Annotated in this window: 22 protein-coding genes; 16 read left to right on the top strand and 6 right to left on the bottom strand. The window is 46.0% G+C overall.

What is annotated here, in order from left to right; all coding sequences use genetic code 11:
• Window positions 1-36: 36 nt before the first annotated feature.
• Window positions 37-708 (top strand): DNA mismatch repair endonuclease MutH, encoded by a 672-nt coding sequence (gene mutH / locus KO533_RS04315; protein ID WP_131523041.1) that lies wholly within the window; start codon window positions 37-39, stop codon window positions 706-708.
• Between the two features lie 122 nt (window positions 709-830).
• Window positions 831-1,898 (top strand): adenylate/guanylate cyclase domain-containing protein, encoded by a 1,068-nt coding sequence (locus KO533_RS04310; protein WP_105249866.1) that lies wholly within the window; start codon window positions 831-833, stop codon window positions 1,896-1,898.
• 55 nt (window positions 1,899-1,953) lie between these two features.
• Here KO533_RS04310 and oxyR read toward each other — a convergent pair whose 3' ends face one another.
• The 3 genes from oxyR to KO533_RS04295 all read right to left on the bottom strand — a co-directional run bounded on the left by oxyR (window position 1,954) and on the right by KO533_RS04295 (window position 4,648).
• On the bottom strand, window positions 1,954-2,865 hold the full coding sequence (gene oxyR, locus KO533_RS04305) for a hydrogen peroxide-inducible genes transcriptional activator OxyR (protein ID WP_028760839.1): 912 nt from the start codon (window positions 2,863-2,865) through the stop codon (window positions 1,954-1,956).
• Window positions 2,866-3,147: 282 nt separating this feature from the next.
• Window positions 3,148-3,513: an Hpt domain-containing protein gene (locus tag KO533_RS04300; protein WP_028760840.1), complete on the bottom strand. Its 366-nt coding sequence runs from the start codon at window positions 3,511-3,513 to the stop codon at window positions 3,148-3,150.
• Between the two features lie 205 nt (window positions 3,514-3,718).
• Window positions 3,719-4,648 (bottom strand): TIGR01212 family radical SAM protein, encoded by a 930-nt coding sequence (locus KO533_RS04295; RefSeq protein WP_219252997.1) that lies wholly within the window; start codon window positions 4,646-4,648, stop codon window positions 3,719-3,721.
• 588 nt (window positions 4,649-5,236) lie between these two features.
• On the opposite strand from KO533_RS04295, the gene gltB reads away from it, so the two are divergent.
• The 8 genes from gltB to KO533_RS04255 all read left to right on the top strand — a co-directional run bounded on the left by gltB (window position 5,237) and on the right by KO533_RS04255 (window position 15,248).
• On the top strand, window positions 5,237-9,685 hold the full coding sequence (gene gltB, locus KO533_RS04290) for a glutamate synthase large subunit (RefSeq protein ID WP_219252995.1): 4,449 nt from the start codon (window positions 5,237-5,239) through the stop codon (window positions 9,683-9,685).
• 6 nt (window positions 9,686-9,691) lie between these two features.
• Window positions 9,692-11,098: an FAD-dependent oxidoreductase gene (locus KO533_RS04285; protein ID WP_219252993.1), complete on the top strand. Its 1,407-nt coding sequence runs from the start codon at window positions 9,692-9,694 to the stop codon at window positions 11,096-11,098.
• A 322-nt stretch (window positions 11,099-11,420) separates the two neighbouring features.
• Entirely contained in the window at window positions 11,421-12,131 is a 711-nt protein-coding gene (locus KO533_RS04280) for a 5'-methylthioadenosine/adenosylhomocysteine nucleosidase (RefSeq protein WP_219252991.1), read from the top strand.
• Window positions 12,132-12,153: 22 nt separating this feature from the next.
• Window positions 12,154-13,143, top strand: a complete 990-nt coding sequence (locus KO533_RS04275) for a cobalamin biosynthesis protein (protein ID WP_219252989.1) — start codon at window positions 12,154-12,156, stop codon at window positions 13,141-13,143.
• A 56-nt stretch (window positions 13,144-13,199) separates the two neighbouring features.
• Entirely contained in the window at window positions 13,200-13,577 is a 378-nt protein-coding gene (locus KO533_RS04270) for a DUF2721 domain-containing protein (protein WP_012088590.1), read from the top strand.
• A complete protein-coding gene (locus KO533_RS04265; RefSeq protein ID WP_105249873.1) occupies window positions 13,574-14,200 on the top strand; it encodes a trimeric intracellular cation channel family protein in 627 nt (208 codons plus the stop codon). The genes KO533_RS04270 and KO533_RS04265 overlap by 4 nt, the downstream gene beginning before the upstream one ends.
• A gap of 1 nt (window position 14,201) precedes the next feature.
• On the top strand, window positions 14,202-14,693 hold the full coding sequence (locus tag KO533_RS04260) for a nuclear transport factor 2 family protein (protein ID WP_028760847.1): 492 nt from the start codon (window positions 14,202-14,204) through the stop codon (window positions 14,691-14,693).
• Window positions 14,694-14,819: 126 nt separating this feature from the next.
• Window positions 14,820-15,248, top strand: coding sequence for a hypothetical protein (locus KO533_RS04255; protein ID WP_113940677.1), 429 nt, complete (start codon window positions 14,820-14,822; stop codon window positions 15,246-15,248).
• A gap of 99 nt (window positions 15,249-15,347) precedes the next feature.
• Here the strand turns inward: KO533_RS04255 and tyrS are convergent, their stop codons facing one another.
• Window positions 15,348-16,541: a tyrosine--tRNA ligase gene (gene tyrS, locus KO533_RS04250; protein ID WP_131523049.1), complete on the bottom strand. Its 1,194-nt coding sequence runs from the start codon at window positions 16,539-16,541 to the stop codon at window positions 15,348-15,350.
• Between the two features lie 126 nt (window positions 16,542-16,667).
• Between tyrS and KO533_RS04245 the strand changes: the two genes are divergently transcribed.
• From KO533_RS04245 to KO533_RS04225, 5 genes are all read left to right on the top strand, one after another.
• On the top strand, window positions 16,668-18,074 hold the full coding sequence (locus KO533_RS04245; protein WP_219252987.1) for a peptidoglycan DD-metalloendopeptidase family protein: 1,407 nt from the start codon (window positions 16,668-16,670) through the stop codon (window positions 18,072-18,074).
• A gap of 20 nt (window positions 18,075-18,094) precedes the next feature.
• Complete coding sequence (locus KO533_RS04240; protein ID WP_173246155.1) at window positions 18,095-19,204, top strand: anhydro-N-acetylmuramic acid kinase; 1,110 nt, start codon at window positions 18,095-18,097, stop codon at window positions 19,202-19,204.
• A gap of 434 nt (window positions 19,205-19,638) precedes the next feature.
• Window positions 19,639-20,334 carry an aquaporin Z gene (aqpZ, locus tag KO533_RS04235; protein WP_173246158.1) on the top strand — a complete coding sequence of 232 codons (696 nt, stop codon included), beginning with the start codon at window positions 19,639-19,641 and terminating at the stop codon, window positions 20,332-20,334.
• Between the two features lie 164 nt (window positions 20,335-20,498).
• Complete coding sequence (locus KO533_RS04230) at window positions 20,499-20,879, top strand: DUF2750 domain-containing protein (protein ID WP_028760853.1); 381 nt, start codon at window positions 20,499-20,501, stop codon at window positions 20,877-20,879.
• A 25-nt stretch (window positions 20,880-20,904) separates the two neighbouring features.
• Window positions 20,905-21,354, top strand: a complete 450-nt coding sequence (locus tag KO533_RS04225) for a hypothetical protein (RefSeq protein ID WP_219252985.1) — start codon at window positions 20,905-20,907, stop codon at window positions 21,352-21,354.
• 116 nt (window positions 21,355-21,470) lie between these two features.
• On the opposite strand, the gene erpA is transcribed toward KO533_RS04225, so the two are convergent.
• Together erpA and KO533_RS04215 are read right to left on the bottom strand one after the other, a co-directional pair.
• Complete coding sequence (gene erpA / locus KO533_RS04220) at window positions 21,471-21,821, bottom strand: iron-sulfur cluster insertion protein ErpA (RefSeq protein ID WP_006080742.1); 351 nt, start codon at window positions 21,819-21,821, stop codon at window positions 21,471-21,473.
• Window positions 21,814-22,617, bottom strand: a complete 804-nt coding sequence (locus KO533_RS04215) for a DUF6776 family protein (RefSeq protein WP_219252983.1) — start codon at window positions 22,615-22,617, stop codon at window positions 21,814-21,816. The genes erpA and KO533_RS04215 overlap by 8 nt, the downstream gene beginning before the upstream one ends.
• A 73-nt stretch (window positions 22,618-22,690) precedes the next feature.
• Here KO533_RS04215 and KO533_RS04210 point away from each other — a divergent pair, with 73 nt between their 5' ends.
• On the top strand, window positions 22,691-24,415 hold the full coding sequence (locus KO533_RS04210) for a chloride channel protein (protein ID WP_219252981.1): 1,725 nt from the start codon (window positions 22,691-22,693) through the stop codon (window positions 24,413-24,415).
• Window positions 24,416-24,544 lie beyond the last annotated feature (129 nt).

The raw sequence follows: 24,544 nt of genomic DNA, 5'->3' as shown, positions 1-24,544 counted from the left end.
CATTGCTAAGCGGTTATTTTTAAGTAAAATCCAGCCATGAATCGAATTATCCCCCCTGAAAATCTATCTGAACTACTCGAACGTGCCAACATGATGGCGGGCGTGAGTTTGGCGCAGATAGCCAGCCAAAGAAGCATTCGTGTCCCCAAGGATCTTAAACGCGATAAAGGTTGGGTCGGTCAACTAATCGAAATGGAATTAGGCGCAACGGCGGGTTCTAAACCTGAGCAAGATTTTCTACATTTAGGAGTCGAGCTTAAAACTATCCCCATTGATACACAGGGGCGACCGCTGGAGACCACATATGTCTGCGTGGCGCCGCTATCGAATATCCAAGGATTAACCTGGCAAAACAGCTTAGTCTGCCATAAGTTACAGCGAGTACTTTGGGTACCCGTTGAAGGAGAGAGGCATATTCCTGTGGGTGAGCGCCGTATAGGTACACCAATATTGTGGGAACCAGATCCGCACGAGTTGCAATTACTGCAACAGGATTGGGAAGAGATCATGGAGCTTATCGCCCTCGGAAAAGTAGAGAGGCTTACAGCTCGCCACGGCGAAGTGCTGCAATTGCGCCCTAAGGCCGCTAATAGTAAGGCGTTAACACAAAGCATTGCCGAAGATGGTAGCCTCAAAATGACCAACCCTAGGGGCTTTTATTTAAAGACCAGTTTCACTGCTATGATACTTAATAAGGTATTTGGTTAATTTTTAGTAACGATATGGACTTGGATTGATCCAGATCACAAATTTCACTGGCACTAAGGTGACTCTTTTCTATAAACTACGGCATCCTGAAATCACAGCCGTATTCGGATACCAATCAAGCAGTGAGAGCACGTAGACAAGCGAAAAAACTCCTTTTTGCGATTTTAGCTTGGGCGATTGCCATGGCTGCATTCGTGTTTTTTCGATATGCCCAATCACCAGAGCTGCCCCAATGGGCGGTAAGTTCGGCTGATCTCGCAACACTTGCTATCTACATGGGGATAATTTTTGGCAGCTTACATTGGATGTCGAACGTCATTGCCGATTTCAGTGCAATCAATCGCCTCCCCTATGTGTTTTCAGTCATCTTTAAAGGCTTGTTTTTATTACTGGGTGCTACGACGTTAGCTTACATGACTCAGTTTTTAAATATGTGGGCCATCGAAAATCATATGTCGACCCTCAGACAAATGCTGACGGCGCACATTCTCTATAGTCCTTCATTCCAAGCATTGATCGTATATTTGGTCGTCGTACGAGTCAGCTTAGCTTTTGTCGAGCAAATGGCATTATTAGTCGGGCCGCGTATTTTACTCAACATAGGCCTTGGTAAATACCATAAGCCAAGATATGAGCAGCGCTTATTCCTCTATTTAGACATGGTCGCCTCAACCACACATGCCGAATCACTTGGCGATTACCGCTTTAGTCGATTGATCCAAGACAGCTTTAGTTTACTTTCAGATACTGTGTCCAATAACGAAGCTGAAATCTACCGCTATATGGGAGATGCAGTGCTGCTTCACTGGCCATTAGAAGAAGGGATAGTTCACGACCGCTGCATGAATATTTATTTTGAATTTAGCCAACAACTGAACTGGCAACGCCGCTACTTTGAAGAGCATTATGGTTTTGTGCCGAAATTTAAAGCGGCGGCCCATTGTGGCCAAGTCGTCGCTGCAGTTGTTGGTGTACAGAAACAAGAAATTAGTTTCTTTAGTGACGTGCTCAATACCTTAGCAAGACTGCAAGATCAATGTAATCCACTAGGACAGCGCATGTTGATTTCGGGCGCACTCGCGGGACGTTTAGATAACCCCAACACTCAGTATCACCTATCAAATCTAGGCCCAGTCAAACTCAAAGGGAAACAACACTCGATTGAAGTGTTTGGCGTTTCCCCGCTCTGATTTGTAATCGACTTTAAGCTTTAGCTTGAATTAATGCTTTGCAGTTACAGTCAGTTTATTCCTCGTCCTTAGCTAATAATTTTTGGATCATTAAACCTAAAGTGCGGAAAGTTAAGATCCGACTGGTGGTTTGACGCCAAACAAGGCCGATATCACGGTAAGGTGCCTCACCCGGTGGCGTCATCACCACTAAATCTGTGTCATTCAAAATACCCGCGTCAATGGCCATTTGCGGAAGAAACGTGGTGCCCAGTTTACTGTTCACCATCTGCACTAAAGTATGCAAACTGGTGGCGGCAAACGGATTGACTTTCGCACTATCACCTAACTGACATGCAGTAATAGCATGGCCTGTGATGCAATGCTCACTTTGAAGAAGAAAAATACTCTCGTCCGGCAGAGTTTGATAATCAATAGGTTGATGTATGCCGCCCGCTAAATCTTTGTGGGCCACCATTTTGAAAGGATCTATGCCCACTTTCATGCTGTGGTAACCGCTAGTATCAACCGGTAGCGCTAGGATTAATAAGTCCAGCTCTCCTTTACCTAAAGCATCTAGCAAACGCTCAGTGGTATCTTCCTTCAATAATAAACTCATCGCTGGATAAGATTGCTGACACTGGCGAATCACACGGCTCAATAGGAAAGGCGCAATAGTGGGAATACACCCTAAACGTATATCGCCTGTCATCGGCTCACCTTGATTTTTCACTAATTCCACCAAATCATCCACATCAGTGAGAATTTTACGGGCGCGCTGCACCACTTCTTCACCAATGGCGGTAAACATAAATGACTTATGGTCTCGCTCAATCAACTGATGCCCTAACTGCTCTTCTAGGTTTTGGATCCCACTTGAAAGCGTTGATTGACTGACAAAACACACCTTAGCGGCGCGGTTAAAATTCTGCTCTTGATGGAGATTCACCAAATAGAATAAGTTTTTTAAGCTAGGTAAACTTTTCATTTTCTCGATTGCCATGAAGGTTATGAATTAAGAAATTAAATCTACTTTAGCATAAGTGATGAGCAATAACGCGGCATAAGATATCAGGATTGTGACCCGAATCGATATTCAATCGGTTCGCCGTAAAACTTAAGTGGGAGTAACAAAATAAGATGGGAAAAGCGCTAACAAGAAAATGTCGAAAACAACAAACTTAATCGTAAAACCAATGCAAGATTCACTCAATTGAGCGCAACAATAGACATTATTGCTGCGCCTTAACTTACCTTAGCAAGTAATATTTTATGCTTTGGCTTGGAGGAATAACTTTAACTGTTGTAAATCTGCACTCGCGTGTTCAACGATGTCAGCAACCCAAGAGCCATGTTCAGCATCCCATCTTGCTTCTTCGCCATGTTGTAATAATTGGGCGATTTGCTGAATACGTTTTAACCCCACGGAACCTGCAGCACCTTTAAATTTATGTGCTTCTGAACATAAGGTATCTTTGTCTGCTGCGTCGTTAGCCTTCACTAGATTTCCAACATATTCAGGCATTAACTGCTCAAATAACACTACACTCTTGAGTAAGGTACCGGCACCAATGGCGCTGCAGTACTGTTCGAGAGTATTGAGATCTAGGATTGCTTCTAATTCAACTGTGGCCATAAGGCCTCCCTTAAGTGGTTCAATGCTTAAAACGAATTTATCACATGATACCCACTAAAATTGTCAGTGCAACTTATAGCGATATTCATGGTCTAATTCAGATTAAAATTAACAAAAAAACAAACTAATAGTCGTAAATAAACGCTTACGAAATAATAGCGACGACATAACATTTAGGGAGTAAATTTATCCCACTAACTTGCCTCTATCGTTGCGCTAATGCGTGCCCTTGTCCACCATAAAGCTGCAAATTATCCACAATCGCCACCAATCCATCCCAACGATAAGCACACCAATCGGGTGCTAATAGCATAGGTTTTTTCGCATAAGCGGTGACACGGTGAAAAATCACTTCCGCGGGAGTATGGCGGATCATCTCACCGACACTGTGGGCATAATCCTCAATACTCAATAAAGGTAAGCGCCCACTTCGCCACGACTTAGCCATAGTGCTACCTTCGACGATATGCAAAGGATGTAACTTCAAACCGTCAACACCCTGCTGCAATACAGCAGCTAAAGTCGCCATATAATCGCTATGGGTTTCATCGGGTAAGCCAAGAATAAGATGAGTGCACACCTTAAGACCGCGAGCTCTCGCCCTAGACACAGTGTCACAATAACAGGCGAAATCATGGCCACGGTTAATTCTACGCAGTGTTTCATCTTTGGCTGTTTGCAACCCGAGTTCTAACCACACATCGACACCATTTGCCTGATAACGCGCCAGTAAATCCAGTACATTATTCGGCACACAATCGGGGCGAGTTCCAACACATAAACCGACTATCTCGCCATCTTTAACCGCTTCATCGTACTTAGCCATTAACACTTGATATTCATCGTAAGTGCTAGTGTAGGCTTGAAAATAAGCAATAAATTTATCGGCTTGTGCCTGAGGCTTCGCCTCACGATAGCGGCTCTTACCCTGTTCAAGTTGCTCAGTAATACTCAATACATCGGCGGTTTGATGGCTAAATGACGCCACATTACAGAAAGTACAACCTCCACGCCCCAAAGTGCCGTCACGGTTAGGGCAAGTAAACTTAGCATCAATAGTGAGTTTTCGCAGTCGGGTGCCATATCGTGCCTTGCAAACGGCACCAAAGGTATTCACATATGCATCAAGCCCCATTAGAGCACCCACCAAATTTCATATCGCTTCATTGAGAATAACCAAGATAAAATCACAAATAGAAAAGAAAATACGTGAACAAATAGAAGAAAAAGCTTAGTGTAAATAAGGTAGCGAGAGTTTTCTTGGCGCTACATCAAATTCCCGCCTGACTCATACCGTTATTATCATAAATGTGCGCATCCTCAAATTAGCCAGCTTACCGCTGAGATCTTGCTCACATCAAAAATGAATAACAATTCAACAATTTTAATTTTTTATCTATTTACTGTGTTTGCAATAAAAATCACTATTTCTAAATCAAAAACAATCCCATCAGCATGTTACACCTTGGTAAATATTGAGTTTGATAGTTTTTAAAATTCTTTTTATTCATAATGTTATACGGCACATTTTACTGTTGACGTTAACGTAAGGCAATTGTGATTTGTGTATGAAACATGAATTAATACCCATGTTTTATGCAAATTTTTGGTTTGACCTTTATTGAATCTCAGGCTAATTTGGGTGGTTCGGGTGCATATCTATAGAAAGTCTTTACATTTTCTCCCCGAGTAGTAATCAGTTGAGGTCTAGGGAGGTTTTTGTATGAGCTTATATCATCCCAGTTTTGAGCGGGACAATTGTGGTTTTGGGTTGATAGCACAGATGGATGGCGAAGCCAGCCACCGTATAGTGCGCACGGCAATCCATGGTCTAGATCGCATGAAGCACCGAGGGGGCATTGCCTCCGACGGTCGCACTGGCGACGGCTGTGGTTTATTAATGCAATTACCCGTGCAATTTTTTGAAGCGATTGCCGCGGAAAATGATTGGCATTTGAGCAGAAAATTTGCCGTAGGTATGCTGTTTTTAAGTCGAGATGATGAACTGGCTGACCAAGCCAAGTTTATTCTTGAGCGCGAACTCGAGCGTGAAACCTTAAGTATTGCAGGCTGGCGCAAGGTGCCTGTCAATCCCGATGTGTTAGGTGAAATTGGCAAGGCTAGCCTGCCACAAATCTATCAAGTGCTGATCAACGCCCCCATTGGCTGGCGTGAAAAAGACTTGGAACGTCGCCTTTATATGGCGCGTCGCCGCCTAGAGCAGCAGATCATCGACGACAAAGACTTCTATGTCGCGAGTTTGTCTGGCCAAGTTATCGTCTATAAAGGTCTGATGATGCCTGTAGACTTGCCCGCGTTTTATCCCGATCTCGCGGACATTCGCTTAAAAAGCTCTATATGCCTATTCCATCAACGTTTCTCAACGAATACTTCTCCTAAATGGCCATTAGCTCAGCCGTTTAGATATTTAGCCCATAACGGCGAAATCAATACTATTACGGGTAACCGTCAATGGGCCCGCGCCCGTGCCTATAAGTTTAATTCACCGCTACTGCCAGATTTGCAGCAGGCCGCTCCCTTTGTGAATGAAACAGGCTCAGACTCTTCATCTTTAGATAACATGCTGGAAATGCTGTTATCCGGTGGCATGGACTTATACCGTGCCATGCGTCTATTGATCCCGCCTGCTTGGCAAAGTAATCCGGAAATGGATGACGAATTAAAAGCCTTCTACGACTTTAACTCTATGCACATGGAGCCTTGGGATGGTCCGGCTGGTATTGTGATGACCAACGGTCGCCATGCAGCCTGCGCCGTAGACCGTAACGGTCTGCGTCCATCGCGTTATGTGATCACAAAAGATCGTATTTTGACCTTAGCCTCCGAAGTGGGTATTTGGGATTACGCCGCCGATGAAGTGATTGAAAAAGGCCGTGTTGGGCCTGGCGAATTGCTGGTATTAGATACCTTGAACGGCCGCCTGTACCAATCTTTTGAAATTGATAACGATCTTAAACGCCGCCACCCTTACAAAGAGTGGATGGCGAAAAACAGCCGTACTTTAACGCCAGCGGAAGATTTAGCCTCTGAGCAGCACGGTGCCAGCGAGTTAAGCCCTGAGCTATTGCTGCAATACCAAAAACAATTTGGCTATACCCGTGAGGAATTAGAACAAGTCATTTGGGTATTGGCGAAGCAAGGTGAAGAAGCTACAGGTTCTATGGGTGACGACACACCTATGGCGGTATTGTCGAAAAAGTCACGTTCACTGTATGACTATTTTAGGCAAAAATTTGCTCAAGTAACGAATCCACCTATTGACCCCTTACGTGAAAAGCACGTCATGTCATTGACCACTTGTATTGGTCGTGAACAAAACCTCTTCAATGAAACGACAGGGCATGCTTACCGGGTGATGTTCAATTCACCTATTTTATTATTCAGTGATTTTAACCAGTTACTGGGATTAGATAGCACTTACTATCGCGCCAATATTGTCGATTTAAATTACGAACCACAGGAAGGCTTAGAAAGTGCCATTCGCCGTATCACAGCCGAAGCCGAGCGTTTAGCCCGCAGCGGCACGACTTTGTTGATCCTTTCGGATAGAGCCATAGGTAAAACGGCGCAAGTGATCCCCGCGGCCATGGCGGTCGGTTCTGTGCAACAAATGCTGGTGAATAAGAGCCTGCGCTGCGACACCAACATTATTGTTGAAACCGCATCGGCGCGAGATCCGCATCACTTTGCCGTATTGCTTGGCTTTGGTGCCACTGCGATTTATCCGTATTTAGTGTATGAGTCAATTTCCGAACTGGCGAAACGCCATGACTTAACCGATACCACGGCATTGATGTTGAACTTCCGCTACGGCATCGAAAAAGGCTTGCGTAAGATCATGTCCAAAATGGGCATCAGCACTGTCGGCTCCTATCGTTGCAGTCAGCAATTTGAAGCCATAGGCATTGCCAGCGAAGTGATCGAACTGTGTTTTAAAGGCGTAATTAGCCGCATCGAGGGCGCAGGCTTTGCAGACATCGCCCAAGACCAAGCTATTCTGCACAAAGCGGCCTACCGTGCCCATGTGCCATTACCGCAAGGTGGCCTGCTGAAATACGTTGAGGGCGGCGAGTATCACTGCTTCAACCCTGATGTGGTCAACACCTTGCAAACGTCATTGATTGACAAAGATTTTGCGAGCTATAAAAAATTCGCCGAACTCGTCGACAATCGTCCCGTGGCCACACTGCGTGACTTAATCGGTATTAAGGGCGCACAAACATCGATTGATGTCGCCGATGTAGAAGCGGCATCAAATCTATATTCACGTTTTGATAGTGCCGCCATGAGCATAGGCGCCTTGAGCCCTGAAGCCCATGAAGCTCTTGCTATCGCGATGAACCGCTTAGGTGGCCGCTCGAACTCAGGTGAAGGTGGTGAGGATGCACGCCGCTTTAATACTGAACGCAACTCTGCAATTAAACAGATTGCCTCGGCACGCTTTGGTGTCACGGCGCATTATCTAGTTAATGCCGATGTGTTGCAGATTAAAGTCGCCCAAGGGGCAAAACCCGGTGAAGGTGGTCAGTTACCCGGCCATAAGGTGAGTGTTGAAATCGCCGGACTGCGTCATGCACGCCCTGGTGTGACCTTAATTTCACCGCCGCCGCACCACGATATTTACTCTATCGAAGATTTAGCCCAGCTGATTTTCGACTTGAAGCAAATCAATACTAAAGCGCTGATTTCAGTGAAACTTGTGTCAGAACCCGGTGTGGGCACGATCGCCACCGGCGTGGCCAAAGCCTATGCGGACATGATCACGATTTCAGGGTATGACGGCGGCACAGGTGCTAGCCCAATTACCTCAGTGAAATATGCGGGCAGTCCATGGGAGCTAGGGTTAGCCGAAGTGCATCAATCGCTAGTAGAAAATGGTCTACGCCATAAAATTCGCCTGCAAGTCGATGGCGGCTTAAAAACCGGTACCGATGTGATTAAAGCCGCGTTATTGGGCGCCGAAAGCTTTGGTTTTGGTACTGTGCCTATGATCGCCCTAGGTTGTAAATACCTGCGTATTTGCCACTTGAACAACTGTGCGACTGGCGTAGCAACGCAAGATAAAAACCTGCGCGACAACCATTACCATGGTCTGCCAGAGCGAGTGATGACTTACTTTGAGTTTGTTGCACAGGAAGTTCGTGAATGGATGGCGACCTTAGGGGTGAGCAAGTTTGAAGACCTCGTCGGTCGCAGCGAATGGTTATATGCCCTCGAAGGCCAAACCGCGAAGCAACAAGGCTTAGATCTGTCACCGATTTTGTATCAACCCAAGGTGCCAGCAACCTCGTCACGCACTTGGCAAGAAACCAATCCACCGGCGGATTTAGGGCTGCTTAACCAGCATTTATTAAACGAATGCCAAAGTGCTGTCGATAAGGGCGAGAGTTTCGATGCTGCTTACAGCATCAACAACACCGACCGTTCCGTTGGCGCGACGTTGTCAGGCTATATCGCGAGCACACTCGGCGTCAAAGGCACCAAAGCGCCGGTCAAACTGAGCTTTAACGGCAGTGCCGGCCAAAGCTTTGGCGTGTGGAACAGCCCAGGCCTTGAGTTAAAACTCTGCGGCGATGCCAACGACTATGTGGGTAAAGGCATGTCTGGCGGCCAGATTGTCATATACCCGCCGATTGGTAGCCCGTTCCAAAGTGAACGCAGCGCCATTGTCGGTAACACGTGTCTTTACGGCGCGACGGGCGGCAAGTTCTTCGCCGCAGGTCAAGCGGGTGAGCGTTTTGCAGTACGTAACTCAGGGGCGATTGCAGTGGTCGAAGGGCTTGGCGATAACGGCTGCGAATACATGACCAGCGGCATTGTGGTTGTCCTTGGTAAAACAGGGGTGAACTTCGGCGCGGGTATGACAGGCGGTTTTGCCTATGTGTTCGATCAATTCGGCCGCTTCAATCGCCGTGTGAATACTGAGCTTGTCGATACTCAAAAACTCGAATCACCGATACATCAACAACATTTAAAAGGTCTAATTGAAGCCCACGTGGCCGAGACGGGCAGCGAACATGCCAAGATGATCTTAAGTGATTTTGGTAACTGGTTAGATTGCTTCGTATTAGTAAAACCTAAAAATATTGCCGTGGCCGATCTGCTCAAATTAGAGAAATCGAGCCCAGAATTAGTTGTAAAAGCGGGGTAATGGCGCATGAGTAACGATTTTCAATTTATTGAAGTGGGTCGTAAAGACCCCGCTAAACACCCTGCGGCTAAACGTGCGACTCAGTTTATTGAGATTTATCAGCCTTTTGCTCAGCCTCAAGTGGCAGAGCAAGCGGACCGCTGTTTAGATTGCGGAAATCCTTATTGTGAGTGGAAGTGCCCGCTACACAATTATATTCCTAACTGGCTCAAGCTAGCGGAACAAGGTCGCATCATGGAAGCGGCAGATTTAGTGCATGAGACCAACACTCTGCCCGAAATCTGCGGCCGTGTTTGTCCACAGGACAGACTCTGTGAAGGTGCTTGTACTCTGAACGACGACTTTGGCGCTGTCACTATCGGTAATGTCGAAAAATACATTACCGACACAGCGATCGCCCAAGGCTGGCGCCCCGATATGAGCAAGGTCACGCCTCGCCCTGAACGAGTGGCGATTGTCGGTGCGGGTCCTGCGGGTTTAGGCTGCGCGGATATTCTGTCTCGCAACGGTGTTAAAGCTGTGGTCTTTGATAAATATCCACAAATTGGTGGTCTACTCACCTACGGTATTCCGTCTTTTAAACTCGACAAAGCCGTTATGGCGACCCGTCGCAGTGTATTAGAAGGCATGGGCATTGAGTTCAAACTCGGTGTCACTGTCGGTAAGGACATCCCATTTACTAAACTGCTCGAAGAATACGATGCCGTCTTCCTCGGTATGGGCACCTATACCGCGATGAAAGCAGGCCTTGAGGGTGAAGATGCCCAAGGCGTATACCAAGCCCTGCCCTATTTGATTGGTAACACCCATCATTTAATGGGCACCCAGAATACTGAAACGCCCTACCTGAACCTTGAAGGTAAACGTGTGGTGGTATTAGGCGGTGGTGATACTGCGATGGATTGTGTGCGCACAGCCGTCAGACAAGGTGCCAGCAGCGTAGTCTGTGCTTACCGCCGGGACGAGGCCAACATGCCAGGCTCACGTCGTGAAGTGCAAAATGCGCGGGAGGAAGGCGTTAACTTCCTGTTTAACCGTCAACCTGTGGCGATTAAAACCCAAGATGGCAAAGTGATCGGCATTGAATGCGTTGAAACAGCCATGGGCAAGGCCGATGCAAGTGGTCGTCAACGCGCCGAAGCGATTGCCGGTAGCGAACAGTTGCTCGAAGCCGATGCGATTATTATCGCCTTTGGTTTCCAGCCTAGCCCTGCCCCTTGGTTTGCCGAACACGGTATCGAGCTCGATCAATGGGGCCGAGTCAAAGCGAGCAAGTTAGACGAAAACCCATTCCAAACCACCAACCCAAAAGTGTTTGCCGGTGGTGATATGGTGCGCGGTTCTGACTTAGTCGTGACAGCCATTGCCGAAGGTCGCGATGCCGCCCAAGGTATTCTTAACTACTTAGACTAAGCGCTATAGATTCAGCGCCACGTGTTTGTTTTATCGGTAAAAAAACATTTTACCCTTGTCATTTTAACAAGCACTCCAATGGCTGGACTCGTGCAAACGAGTTCAGCCATTTGCTTGTGGCTTATCGCAATCGGTTGATGGATAAAATAGATAGATGAAAGCGTGCATCTTAGGAGCGCACTTTTCTGTTAACCCTCCCGCGTTTTACCCCGCGATTATCAAGCAATCCCAATCTCGCCATAACGACTGCATAAAACTGTGTGGTATATTAGCCAGCATTCCCGTGTCCCACTCTTTAAGTGTTGAATCAAAAAGGTCTCCCATGAAAATTGGAATTATTGGCGCAATGGAGCCAGAAGTCGCTCACCTGATCGCCGCCATGACAAATGCGACATCGCAAACCATTGCTGGTATTGAATTTATTGCTGGTACTCTCGCGGGTAAAGACGTAGTCGTGACTCGCTCAGGCATAGGTAAAGTCGCCGCAAGTATTGCGACCACGCTACTCATCGAAAAATATGCGCCGGATGCGGTAATCAATACTGGTTCTGCCGGTGGTTTTGTGGATTCGTTGGCCATTGGCGATATCGTGATTTCTTCTGAAGTACGTCACCATGATGTGGATGTCACCGCCTTTGGTTATGAAATTGGCCAAATGGCACAGCAACCTGCTGCGTTTATTCCTGCCGCACATTTAGTTGAAGCCGCCAACAAAGCGATTGCTCAACTGGGTGAAGTCAAAGCGATTGAAGGTTTGATTTGTACTGGCGACAGCTTTATTTGCGATCCTGTTCGCACCCAAGCCATGCTCAAAAACTTCCCGACTATGGCCGCCTGTGAGATGGAAGGCGCGGCAATCGCTCAAGTTTGTCATCAGTTTGGAGTGCCATTTGTGGTGATCCGCTCTTTATCGGATAACGCCAACAATGACTCGCCAGTGGATTTCGACTCTTATATTGTCAAAGCGGGTTATCACTCGGCTCTGATGGTGATGTTGCTGCTTGAGCAACTGAATCCTAGCACAGTAAAATAATCACTTAAGTGGAAAGTACCGAATGCACACCTCTTTTTATCAACAACTTGTCGAGATAGATGGCGCTTTGTTTGAAGGCTTTTTGGTACTTTTTTTTGCTTTGTTATTGGCGCGGTTAGCGCCATTACCACGGGAAATGCAGCCGCTTATTTGGTTTAGCCATTTAGCCAAGCAACTCGCTGCCAAAGTGAATCGCCCAGAACGCTCTCCAAGCCAACAAGCCACAGCAGGCTTTTTAGCTATGATGCTGTTACTGTTTCCGTTTTGGGCCATTATCACCTTTTTGCTCGAACTGGCCGCCTTTCCATGGTTTTTCGAATTTTTGGTGCTTTATCTATGCTTAACCGATGCAGGGTTTAGCCAAGTCGCCGATGAAATCGCTAAAGCCTTAAAACGTGGAGACAATGCCAGCGCAAAAAAGATTTTACAGCCTTGGGTGGTGCGCGATACCGATAGTTTGTCGGAAATCGGCCTAGCCAAAGCCACCATAGAAAAACTCGCCACAGCGCCTATTTACGGCACAGCATCGACCATTTTCTTTTTCGCTATTGCTGGAGCACCTTTGGTGCTAGCAGTGCGCATGCTCAAACAACTCGAATTGAGCTGGCCGCCCATTCAACCAAAGTATCAACATTTTTGCAGTACTGTGAATGGTGTATCCATTATCTTGCTGGCGATTCCGGCTTGGTTGTGGAGCCTGTCGCTCGCCATTCAAGGCGGGCCTAAGGCGTTTGCAAAACTTTTTAGAGCCCCTAAAAATCATCACGCTATTCGAGGTTATGTTCTCAGTGTGAATCTCGTGGCCAGTATTTTGAGAATCGAGCTCGGTGGACCACAGAAGTTTGCTGGCGTGCGTATCAATGTGGATAAATTGTGCTACGGTCCGCAGCCAACCTGTGATGACATCACGCCTGCAATTAAGCTGACCTCACGTGCCTGTGCTATCTGGTTTAGCTTTATCATTATACTGCCCTTGTTATGGGCAAGTTTACGTTGGTTACAAAGCCTGTGATATGATGCCGCATTATCTCAACGTGAAGTTAAAGGCTGACCATCTTGCTCGAAAACATGCATGTTTCATTAACAACACCTGCGTTATTATTTCCTGCTATCTCATTGTTATTATTAGCTTATACCAATCGTTTTTTTGCCTTAGCCGCATTAATCCGAAATTTAAGCAATGGTGAAAAACCCGTACATAAAGATCAAATTAAGAACCTGAGCCAGCGTATTACTATCATTCGTCGAATGCAGGAAGCAGGCGTGTCAAGCTTTGCACTATGCGTACTGTGTATGATTTTTATCTATATCGGCTTTAATAAAACCGGCTCAGTGATTTTTGGCGCTAGCCTACTGCTCTTGCTCTATTCACTGATTTTATCTGTGATTGAAATCCGCATCTCTGTTGACGCATTAAATATCCATATCAAAGAGATGAGTAAATGAGCCAGTGGATCTACTTTTTTGATTTATGGGGTACCGCTGTATTTGCATTATCCGGCGCACTTGCCGCTGGACGCCATAGAATGGACCCCTTTGGCGTAATCGTGCTCGCCTCGGTTACCGCTGTCGGTGGTGGCAGTATTCGTGATGCCTTAATTGGTGCAACGCCAGTGTTCTGGATCCGCGACCCGAATTACATCATAGTGATCCTCGCGACCGTGCTCGTCTGTTTGCTATTAGTCCGTCGCCCTCGTAAGGTACCCGAGTATATTTTACCCGTCGCAGATGCCTTTGGATTGGCCCTCTTTACCGTGATAGGTGCCGAAAAGGCCCTCAATATGGGCTTGAGTGGGATGATCGCCGTCGTAATGGGCTTGATCACAGGCGTGGGAGGAGGCATTATTCGAGACTTACTGTGTAGACAAGTTCCTATGGTCTTACGCACAGAAGTCTATGCCACAGCTTCGATCATAGGTGGTATCGGCTATACCGTGAGCTTAGCCTACGGTATGGGCGAAAAAATGGCGCTGTTTCTGGCGATGGCCAGTGCCCTATTAATCCGCTTAAGTGCCATCAAGTGGCATCTTTCATTACCGGCCTTTGATCTCAAGACCAAGAGGGAATAGTTTGCGAATATTGTGTTTTATTTTGTGCCTCATTTTTGTTCCAGCCCTCAATCCTGCAGCGGCACAAGCCAACTCAGGTGAAATGCCACAAGAACAGCAGTTAGCCGTAAAATATATGAATGCGCTGACTGAACACGACTATAAGACACTGCGAAAATTCTATAACCGCGAAAGCGTCTTCTTCGACAAAACCGCCAACCGTAAATACACTGGTGGCCGCTTCATTATCGACTTCCTTGAGCGCGCCCACGAGGGCGTGCTCGAGTACAACTTCAACATAGAACATATGTATAATGCAGGCTCTTTAGTGGTGATGATAGGTAACTACCATTTCAAGGGTCCAGGTGAACAATTTGGCAAACCGGGGAAAATCATCGATGTTGCGATACCTGGTGTGACAAGCCTTAAGATCGACATGCTCAATCGCAGAGTAACGGAACATGTCGACCTAATCGATTACCAGACCATGTCAGACCAATTAGCGATGCAGTAGTCACAAAATTTACCCGTCTTTGAAACTTGATCCCTAAAAACGAGTCGAAACTAACAATGAGTCAATACCACTGCGTATTTCACCTTTGAAAAATTGACTGAGCCGTTTCGTTTCAATGAGGTTTGTATGAAGTTTTTTGGATTGATTGCCCTACTCGCCCTTAATGGCTTAATACTGGCCCCCAAAGCACAGGCCTTACAGCCCATTATCGTTTCCTACGCCGTTCAGCCAGTAAGCCATTTTAATCAACAACTACGTACCGCTCAGGCACAACATCAGCCTTGGTCGGAAGATCCCAATAAAATCAGCAGCCAATATGCAGGCAACAAATTTACCTTAGTGCGAACTCAAACCAATAAAGACGGCATTTTAACCTATCAAGTGAGCGAGCTTTCCAAGCAGCATCCACAGATGCTGTTGATTATCTCACTGAAACAAAACGCTAAACTTTGGCAGGTAAGTTCGGCCCAATTGGCATGGAAATGCAGTGGTGGGCAACACTTTGGCACCGACAGATGTAATATCGCCGAGCATGAGGCCAGCACAGCGCCTTAATCTTGTATTGTCAAAAGATTCAAAAACAAAGAGCGCCCTAAGGCGCTCTTTTTGTTCGTTTAAACTTACTGTAGCGTAAACCTAACTAAACCAACGTCACTATACCAAAGTCACTTTGGCAAACTTACGTTTACCTACTTGGAATACAGCAACAGTACCCGCTAACAAAGTCACACGGCTATCTTCTAGCTTTTCGCCGTCCATCTTTACCGCGCCTTGCTTGATCATCCGCATCGCTTCTGAAGTCGATGACACTAAGTCCGCGTCTTTCAACAGATTGGCAATCGCAATACCTTCACCCGCAGCTAACTCAATTTCTTCGATATCATCGGGGATCATGCCCTTAGAACGATCGACAAAGGCTTGATGCGCACTTTCGGCAGACGCTGCATCGTGGAAACGTGTGATAATTTCCTTAGCTAAGGCGATTTTAGTGTCACGTGGGTTAGACCCATTCGCCACATCTTGCTTAAACTGTTCAATTTCAGCCAGTGGGCGGAATGACAGTAGTTCAAAGTAACGCCACATCAAGTCGTCCGAAATTGACATCAGCTTGCCAAACATTTCATTGGCAGGTTCGCTCACGCCAATATAGTTATGCGCCGATTTAGACATTTTCTTCACGCCGTCTAAACCTTCGAGCAGCGGCATCATGATCACAGCTTGTGGCTTTTGGCCTTCGGCTTTTTGCAGTTCACGGCCCATTAACAGGTTGAACTTTTGATCTGTACCACCCAACTCAACATCGGCCTGCAGCGCAACTGAGTCATAACCTTGCAGTAAAGGATACATAAACTCATGAATCGCAATAGACTGACCCGAGGCATAACGCTTCTTAAAGTCATCACGCTCCATCATACGAGCCACTGTTTGCTTAGACGCGAGACGGATCATACCAGCGGCGCCCAATGGCTCTAACCAGCTTGAGTTGAATTCGATACGAGTCTTAGCAGGATCGAGGATCTTGTAAACCTGTTCTTTATAGGTTTCTGCGTTCGCTAAAACTTGTTCACGGGTGAGCGGCGGACGTGTGCTATTTTTACCACTTGGGTCCCCCACCATACCAGTAAAGTCACCAATCAAAAAAATGACTTCATGACCTAACTCTTGGAATAATCTTAATTTATTCAAGATTACTGTGTGTCCAAGATGGATATCCGGAGCGGTAGGGTCAGCGCCTAACTTAATACGGAGTGGACGTCCTTCTTTGAGTTTTTCCAGCAGATCCGCTTCGAGTAAAATCTCATCGGTACCACGTCTAATTTCTGCTAATACTTGGTCTAAATCAGCCATCTCGGCAGGGACTCCTAAGGCCATGATCATAAAATGAAGAGACTTATGTTACTTGTTAGCCACCACAATTGAAAGTGTGTACACTAACGGGATTATTTAAGTCTCTGGTTATTGGTATCGGCGTCAATGGGAAAGGTTATAACGTTATTTAAATTGTTGCCTAAAAAGCATCAAATTCTCCTTAGCATTCTTTCAGTTATCACAATGATAACCATGCTTCTACCTTCTGAAGAAGCGCAAGCTTCAAGACAAACCACTAGCATTGATGACCAAGCTCAAATCAACACCCGTTATGATGTGCCCTTAGCTTTTCGCTCGCCTGAACGCCCTGAGTTGCCAGAAGGTCAAACAGATAATGCTCCGACAACGGCAGAACCGTTATCTTCACCCGATGCGCTCGCTGCAGCTGGAGCTAATAATCAAGCCGCAGGATCCCACGAAAGCGCTCTTCACAGAGATGTCGAACATTTTAACGTCAAAAATGGTGATACTTTAGCCGCGGTATTTGATCGCGCTGGCTTAACCAGCAAAGACGTTTATGAAATCACCCAGTTGCCTTTAGCCAAGCAAAACTTGCTTAAGATAATGCCGGGCGAAGAAATTGTGATTTCAAAGGATGCAAACGGTAATTTGACTGAAGTGCGTTATCGAGTCGATGCTATTTCAACCCTAGTCATCACTAAAAGCCAAGAGCAATACAACGAAAAAATCTCCGAAAAGGATGTGGAAATCCGCAACCATTTCACCAGTGCCAAAATTAAGAGCAATTTCTGGAATGCCGCCGTGGATGCGGGCATGTCTGCCAACCAGATATTACAATTATCGACCGTATTCGGCTGGGATATCGACTTTGCCTTAGACTTACGCGAAGGCGACAGCTTTGCCATTATTTACGAGCAAGAATATGCCGATGGTGAATTTTTGCGTAATGGCAATATCTTAGCTGCAGAATTTGTTAACCAAGATGAACGCTATACTGCCATTCGCTATACCGACGGTAACTACTATTCCGAAAATGGCACTAGTATGCGTAAAGCCTTCCTGCGCTCACCGGTCGATTTTAAGTATGTCAGCTCCAACTTTAACCCAAGACGTTTGCACCCAGTGACAGGCCAAGTCAAAGCCCATCGGGGTGTAGACTATGTCGCAGCCATTGGCACGCCCATTAAAGCTGCGGGTAGTGGACGCGTTATTGAGTCTGGTTATAATCAATTCAACGGTAACTATGTGTTTATTAAACATAACGATACCTATACCACCAAATATCTACACCTCACAAAACGTAATGTCAGCAAAGGCGCCAACGTTAAGCAAGGACAAATTATTGGTACTTTAGGTAAAACAGGCCGTGTCACAGGGGCTCATTTACATTACGAATTTATCGTCAATGGCGTACACCGCAACCCGAGAACGATTACGCTACCGAAATCCGAATCAATTGCGAGAAAAGAAAAAAATCAATTCGATGCACTTAGCAAGCAATTGATGACTACACTTTCGCAAAACAAGCAAACGCAATTGGCAATGCAATAACGACGGATGGATTCCTCCCAATGAAAAACGCTTATTATATTGGACTTATGTCAGGCACCAGCATGGACGGTGTCGATGCAGTATTGGTCGACTTTTCAGGCGCGCAGCCGCAGCTTATCGCCAGCCATACCGAAGCTATTCCGAGCCATTTACTCAAAGGTCTACAGCGCCTGTGCTTACCCAGCTCAGATGAAATTAACCGCCTCGGCCGTTTAGATCGAAATGTGGGTCAGCTATTTGCCTTAGCAGTCAATAATCTGATGGCTAAATGTGCTATTGCGAAAGAAGATGTCATCGCCATTGGTAGCCATGGTCAAACTGTGCGCCATATGCCAAACCTCGAAGTGGGTTTTACCTTACAAATAGGCGATCCTAATACTATTGCGACCGAAACAGGCATAGATGTCATTGCCGATTTTCGTCGCAAAGATATTGCCCTTGGTGGGCAAGGCGCGCCCTTAGTACCCGCATTCCACCAGCAAACCTTTGCCCAAGTCGGTAAAAAACGTGTCATCCTCAATATTGGTGGTATTGCCAATATCACCTATCTGCCGGGCAATAGCGAAGAAGTCTTAGGCTTTGATACAGGGCCAGGCAACACCTTAATTGATGCCTGGATGCAACAGGTTAAAAGTGAACCCTTCGATAAAAATGGCGAATGGGCTGCATCCGGAAAAACTGATGAAAGCTTATTAACTCAGTTGCTTTCGCATCCGTATTTTTCCCTTGCTTACCCTAAAAGCACTGGTCGCGAACTGTTTAACCAAGCTTGGTTAGAGCAGCAATTATCGCCCTTTAATCATTTAGATGAAGAAGATATTCAATCAACTTTATTGGATTTAACCTGCCACAGCATAGCCCAAGACATTATAAAACTATCCAATGAAGGGGAATTATTCGTCTGTGGCGGCGGTGCATTTAATGGTCAACTGATGCAGCGTCTTGCAGCCTTATTACCAGGTTATAAGCTGGATACTACCTCGGCCCTTGGCGTCGATCCTAAGTGGGCAGAAGGCATCGCCTTTGCCTGGCTCGCCATGCGCAATCACTTAGGTTTACCCGCTAATCTCCCTGCAGTAACAGGCGCATCCCGTGAAGCCATACTCGGCGGACGATTTAGCGCTAAGTAATTGGCCGTCGCAAAATACTAAAGCGATAACCTAAACAAGAGCTTCTACATGAAGCTCTTGTTGTCTTTAAAAGACAAACTAATCTTTCCCCCCTCTTCCAGCCTAAATTTCTCAAGAAAATCAGCAGCTATTTTAAAGCCATCTATTCTTAATTACTGAAGCATTTAGTGACAGAAGCATGAGTAAAAAAGTTTCGTCACTGAAGCTTAATCAAGTCTCACTATAGTAAAAACGGATACAGGATATTGCTATAAACAGCTCAAACACTTAGGAATAGCCTCATAGGCGTTCAATAAGAAACTGGTTTTAAGGGAACTCATGTCTACAGCGCGATTTTGCTCACTCAGACAAAATCCGCTAATAGGCAGGTAAATTAGGAATAAAGACGCACTGATTAACAAACAAGCGTCTTTAAAAGAATAGGAAATCAAACAATGAACATGTCACAAAAAATGGCGGCAGAATTTCTCGGCACCTTGTGGTTAGTCCTTGGAGGGTGTGGTAGTGCTGTACTTGCCGCCGCATTTCCAGAAGTAGGCATAGGCTTACTCGGCGTCGCTTTAGCTTTTGGATTAACCGTATTAACCATGGCCTTTGCGATTGGCCATATTTCAGGTTGTCATCTCAACCCTGCAGTGTCATTCGGCCTTTGGGCTGGGGGACGTTTTCCGGCAGCAGAATTATTGCCCTATATCGTAGCCCAAGTCGCGGGTGGAATTGTTGGCGCAGGCATCTTGTATCTCATCGCTTCAGGACAAGAGGGATTTTCACTCGCGGGCGGATTTGCCTCTAACGGTTTTGGTGAGCATTCACCAGGTGGCTATAGCATGCTGTCGGTGATGATTTGTGAAATCGTTATGACACTGTTCTTCTTGATTATTATTTTAGGAGCCACCGATGAGCGAGCGCCTAAGGGATTTGCCCCAATTGCCATAGGGTTAGGTTTAACCTTAATTCACCTTATTAGTATTCCTGTGTCCAATACTTCGGTGAACCCAGCGCGTAGCACAGGCCCTGCACTGTTTGTCGGTGACTGGGCGGTATCACAACTCTGGTTGTTCTGGGTAGCACCGATTGCCGGTGCCATTTTGGCGGGCTTTATCTATCGCTACTTCCACGCGGCAGAATAAAAGCCGAAGATCTAACACAACAGCGCTCTCTTGGCGCTGTTGTTCTTTTTCTAATCCCGCTCTAATGTTACCATTTAGCCAACTGGCGAATTTTGCTGTGCCCTAGGTTTTTACATTAGAGACACAACAGGCTTCGCCCTATCCAAGCAAAAGAGATATTTTTCATGAGCAAGACTGTTAAAAACCTCGCTGAGACAGCAGCAATGACGCCAGAAGCCCGTTACGATTACCTCGTTGAACAAGTTAAAGAACACAAAATACTTTGGACATTACAAGATCAAGACGGTTGCGTGATGTTAACCACTGAAGAAGAAGATTGCATCCCAATGTGGCCAACCGAAGAAGCCGCTGATTCTTGGGCTGTGGATGAATGGAGTGATTGCCAAACGTTAGCGATTCCACTCGACGAATTTCACGAAAGATGGGTGCCAGGCATGGAAGATGACGACCTCTTTGTCGCCGTATTCCCAGTATTAGATGATTTAGGTGTGGTAATCCCGCCTTATGAGTTAGATCAAAGATTAGCGCCTAAGCAAAGCCACTAATCGCTATCGCTAAACGAGAATGCCTATGAGCGAGCAAAAATCGGCGATACCGACATCAGAGGCAAGTACAGCCCTGAGTCAGCACTTTCCGAAACGACTCATTGCCCTATTGCTAGTGTATGTTGTTGCGTCAGTGAGTGGCTTAATCGCTAAACAAGGGGTGTTATTTTGTCTGCTAACCCTCCTGATGGTGATTGCCATTATCGGTCGGCAAAAAGCAGGGCTTATCATGCTGCGCGGCTACACAGTCGTGCAGCTTGGATTGATTAGCATGCTGCCAGTGATCATGTACGATCCGGGCAACTTAGTGGTAGGTCCAACGACAGTGTATCTAGGTGAATGGCAGGGAAAACTGCCTGACTATGTGATTTTTATCGCTTTGATCGTCTTGTCATTACTGCAAGTTTGGATAGCCTTTGATAAAAAGGTAAAGGCATGGTTTAAGCCTAAGCTTAACCTGAACATCATGAGCTAAGCTCTTGTAGAAAATAAATTTAGCCCAACAAAAAGCCGTCATTGCGACGGCTTTTTTGATCTCACTCCACGCCTAATAAAGATGCAAAGTTAGTCATCATTAAACAGAAAAACTTTTTACACAGAGAAACTGGCACCACAGCCACAAGTTGTGGTTGCGTTAGGGTTTTTCACGAAGAAGCGAGAACCTTCCAGTCCTGAAGTGTAATCCACTTCACCACCGACTAAATATTGTAGGCTCATAGGATCGACAACCAAGAGAACGCCTTGTTTTTCTATCGTAAAATCGCCGTCATTGACCTTTTCATCAAAGGTAAAGCCGTACTGAAATCCAGAACAACCACCACCAGTCACATAGACTCGTAGCTTAAGTGCAGGATTTTGCTCTTCTTCCAGCAAACCTTTCACCTTAGCGGCTGCCGCATCGGTAAATTGGATTGGCATTGCTGTATCAGCTTGATCAGTCATTACTACCTCTTACATCAGTTTTCTGGGGCAAATTATCCTTTACCTGACTGTTTTGTTCAAGTATTACCCGTGGTTCTTTTTCACCCTGTAATAACTCAGGGGCACTATAGACATGTTCGGTCTGCGAATTCTTAGTCCAGCGGCTCGAAGGCACCAGCACTTTGACTTTCACTTGTTGTAAATTAAAGCCAGCAGGAACAGTGACCTTGGTATCTATGACTTGAAAATAGCGAAAATCAAATTCCAACTTAGAACCCGTGAGTTTGTTCACACTCAAGCTAACAGATTTGCCATCTTGCACACCAATGAGCGTCAATTCTGTTCGGCCTTGAATAGCTTGCTTACGCTTTTGCAACTGAGTCAACACCAACTTGAGATGGTATTCATCGGCCAAAGCGCCCGGCGTCATTTCAAGTCCGTGAATAGCGACACCTTCAGCATTATCATCCGGTGTCATAATGCTGCGGTAAAACGCCAGTTCATGCTCCAATTCTTTTTGCTTTTTCATTTGCTGACCAAACATTTCTTGCATTTGGGTATTAGCCTCTCGCTCGACGGACAGCTCTAAATTTCGGGTTGCAAGTAGTTGGGTCTGTGCCTCTAACTCAGCGGTCAAGCGTTGAGTCTTGCTGCTGATATGCTTAACAACAGGCTCATCGCTGCTTAATAGCAGAAAACTTATCCAAGCCCCAAAAAGAATAGAAACAAACACTAAAAGCGATAAATATACTGAAGATGGACGATACTTGAGATCCATCACTTGCAGCCGATCTAGCCAACGATGATAATTTGGCATTAGGTAACAGCCCCTTATATAAAATACAATCACTCAAGAACGAGTTCGATACAATACAACTCAGGCCAATGTAGTGCAATTAACGATAAATAAAGTCGCTATCCAACATGCCATAGTCACAGCCAAAAAGTATTTAACCAATGAGCTACGTGACCATTTATCTCAAGCCCGCATCAGTGCACAACTGTGCATACTGGCACTGTTATTTGCTATTTTTGCATCCTGTGTGATCTTACTGTTTCGACTCTTGCTCGTTTGGGCTAATCATTACACCCAAATACAGGCGCTGGATTTTACGGGGAACGTCGCCGACTGGCGAGCCCTGTTACCCCTTTTAGGCGCAATATTAATTTGGATAGTGGCGAAGTTAGGCTCCAAACGCTACAAACGTATGGGAATAGCCTATGTGTTACATAGAGTTAAACTGCATTATGGTAAAATCCCCCTACAATCCGCCGCTGGGCAATTTTTTCAAGCACTCTTTGCCCTAGGCACAAATTTCTCAGTCGGCCGTGAAGGTCCAGCCATTCATATGGGTGCTGTCAGCGCCAGTTTTCTTGCTGAAAAATTCAATCTTCCCGATAATAGCGTACGCATCATGTGTGCCAGTGGCATTGCAGCAGGGATTGCCGCAACGTTTAACGCGCCCTTGGCGGCGGTGATTTTTGTACTCGAAGTGATAGTACGTGAATATAAAATCCATTACTTTTTCCCGATTATGCTATCAGCAATTTGTGGCGCAGTTTCAAGCCAACTGGTGTTTGGTAATGTGCACGAATTTGACCGTATTCAAGTGATCCACATTCCCTTAGACCATTACCCTATTCTCGCCATTGGCGGCGTGGTATTAGGCTGCGCCGCGGCGCTGTTTAATTACTCACTCTTAAAAGTCACCGCGACGGGTCAAAACTGGCCACTCATTTACCGACTATTACTGGCGGGCAGCGTCACCACCTTAATAGGTCTAGTATTGCCACAAGCCCTTGGCACAGGCGATCTCGCTATTGGCGAAGCCATTAGCCAACATCCAAGCCTATTGCTGTTAATCGCCCTATTATTTGCCAAAATCATTGCCACTATTGCGGCGATTGGCTTAGGTATTCCCGGCGGTTTAATTGGTCCACTTTATGGTATCGGCGCGCTGCTCGGGGCGATTTTGGCGCTGATCAGCGCTATCTTATTCCCGTCCATCGCCCCTTATGTAGGGCTTTACACTGTGATCGGCATGACAGCCATGATGGGCGTGTGTTTAAGCGCGCCGCTGGCCGCCTTAGTCGCCCTGTTAGAAATGACTAATGACGCCAGCATTATTTTACCGGCAATGTTTGTAACAATTCCGGCTTTTTTAATTGCTTATCAGGGTTTTAAGACCGACTCCATTTTCTTTAAGCAATTAGAAATTATGGGACTAGGTTATAAGGTCGCCCCCGTGAATTTAGCACTGCAGAAAAAAGGCGTACGAGCCTTAATGGATAAACGCTTTGTTATCGTCAATAACAACGATGAATTGTTACTCGAAGTGCTAAAACGCGCCGAAGGTCGCCCTGTGCTAGTCCGCAATGCCGATGGCATTATCGAAATGCTTAGTCTTGAAATGCAATCCTATGATGACAGTACCACGCTATCACGCCATCCCATGCAAGGGCTAAGCGACAGCACCACCCTCAATGAAGTCTATTCACTATTGTCGCCCAAACGCTGCGGTGAGGTGTTTATCTATCAAGATACACCAGACAATGTGGTTGGGGTGATCAGTTGGTCGAACCTACAACATGAGATTCGTTCAGGCCAAGCCTAATATCGCTTCAAAATCTAGCCGCTATTCAATACCTAATTTTGATTCAAACCTGAGACGGCAGATTAAAAGCTTTGGGCTTCATCGCAAAAATCTAACACAGTGGCAATGTGGCTATTTCGTTGCCCCAGC

It is taken from the genome of Shewanella sp. NKUCC05_KAH (genome assembly GCF_019345585.1).
Classification (GTDB): domain Bacteria; phylum Pseudomonadota; class Gammaproteobacteria; order Enterobacterales; family Shewanellaceae; genus Shewanella; species Shewanella oncorhynchi.
Note: the sequence above shows the minus strand (reverse complement) of the source record. Positions and strands in the feature narration are given on the sequence as shown.

Bases quoted from the DNA above. Each gene is read 5' to 3' on its own strand.
- mutH (WP_131523041.1), top strand. From the start codon at position 37: ATGAATCGAATTATCCCCCCTGAAAATCTATCTGAACTACTCGAACGT.
- oxyR (WP_028760839.1), bottom strand. From the start codon at position 2,865: ATGAAAAGTTTACCTAGCTTAAAAAACTTATTCTATTTGGTGAATCTC.
- KO533_RS04300 (WP_028760840.1), bottom strand. From the start codon at position 3,513: ATGGCCACAGTTGAATTAGAAGCAATCCTAGATCTCAATACTCTCGAA.
- KO533_RS04295 (WP_219252997.1), bottom strand. From the start codon at position 4,648: ATGGGGCTTGATGCATATGTGAATACCTTTGGTGCCGTTTGCAAGGCA.
- gltB (WP_219252995.1), top strand. From the start codon at position 5,237: ATGAGCTTATATCATCCCAGTTTTGAGCGGGACAATTGTGGTTTTGGG.
- KO533_RS04285 (WP_219252993.1), top strand. From the start codon at position 9,692: ATGAGTAACGATTTTCAATTTATTGAAGTGGGTCGTAAAGACCCCGCT.
- KO533_RS04280 (WP_219252991.1), top strand. From the start codon at position 11,421: ATGAAAATTGGAATTATTGGCGCAATGGAGCCAGAAGTCGCTCACCTG.
- KO533_RS04275 (WP_219252989.1), top strand. From the start codon at position 12,154: ATGCACACCTCTTTTTATCAACAACTTGTCGAGATAGATGGCGCTTTG.
- KO533_RS04270 (WP_012088590.1), top strand. From the start codon at position 13,200: ATGCATGTTTCATTAACAACACCTGCGTTATTATTTCCTGCTATCTCA.
- KO533_RS04265 (WP_105249873.1), top strand. From the start codon at position 13,574: ATGAGCCAGTGGATCTACTTTTTTGATTTATGGGGTACCGCTGTATTT.
- KO533_RS04255 (WP_113940677.1), top strand. From the start codon at position 14,820: ATGAAGTTTTTTGGATTGATTGCCCTACTCGCCCTTAATGGCTTAATA.
- tyrS (WP_131523049.1), bottom strand. From the start codon at position 16,541: ATGGCTGATTTAGACCAAGTATTAGCAGAAATTAGACGTGGTACCGAT.
- KO533_RS04245 (WP_219252987.1), top strand. From the start codon at position 16,668: ATGGGAAAGGTTATAACGTTATTTAAATTGTTGCCTAAAAAGCATCAA.
- KO533_RS04240 (WP_173246155.1), top strand. From the start codon at position 18,095: ATGAAAAACGCTTATTATATTGGACTTATGTCAGGCACCAGCATGGAC.
- aqpZ (WP_173246158.1), top strand. From the start codon at position 19,639: ATGAACATGTCACAAAAAATGGCGGCAGAATTTCTCGGCACCTTGTGG.
- KO533_RS04230 (WP_028760853.1), top strand. From the start codon at position 20,499: ATGAGCAAGACTGTTAAAAACCTCGCTGAGACAGCAGCAATGACGCCA.
- KO533_RS04225 (WP_219252985.1), top strand. From the start codon at position 20,905: ATGAGCGAGCAAAAATCGGCGATACCGACATCAGAGGCAAGTACAGCC.
- erpA (WP_006080742.1), bottom strand. From the start codon at position 21,821: ATGACTGATCAAGCTGATACAGCAATGCCAATCCAATTTACCGATGCG.
- KO533_RS04215 (WP_219252983.1), bottom strand. From the start codon at position 22,617: ATGCCAAATTATCATCGTTGGCTAGATCGGCTGCAAGTGATGGATCTC.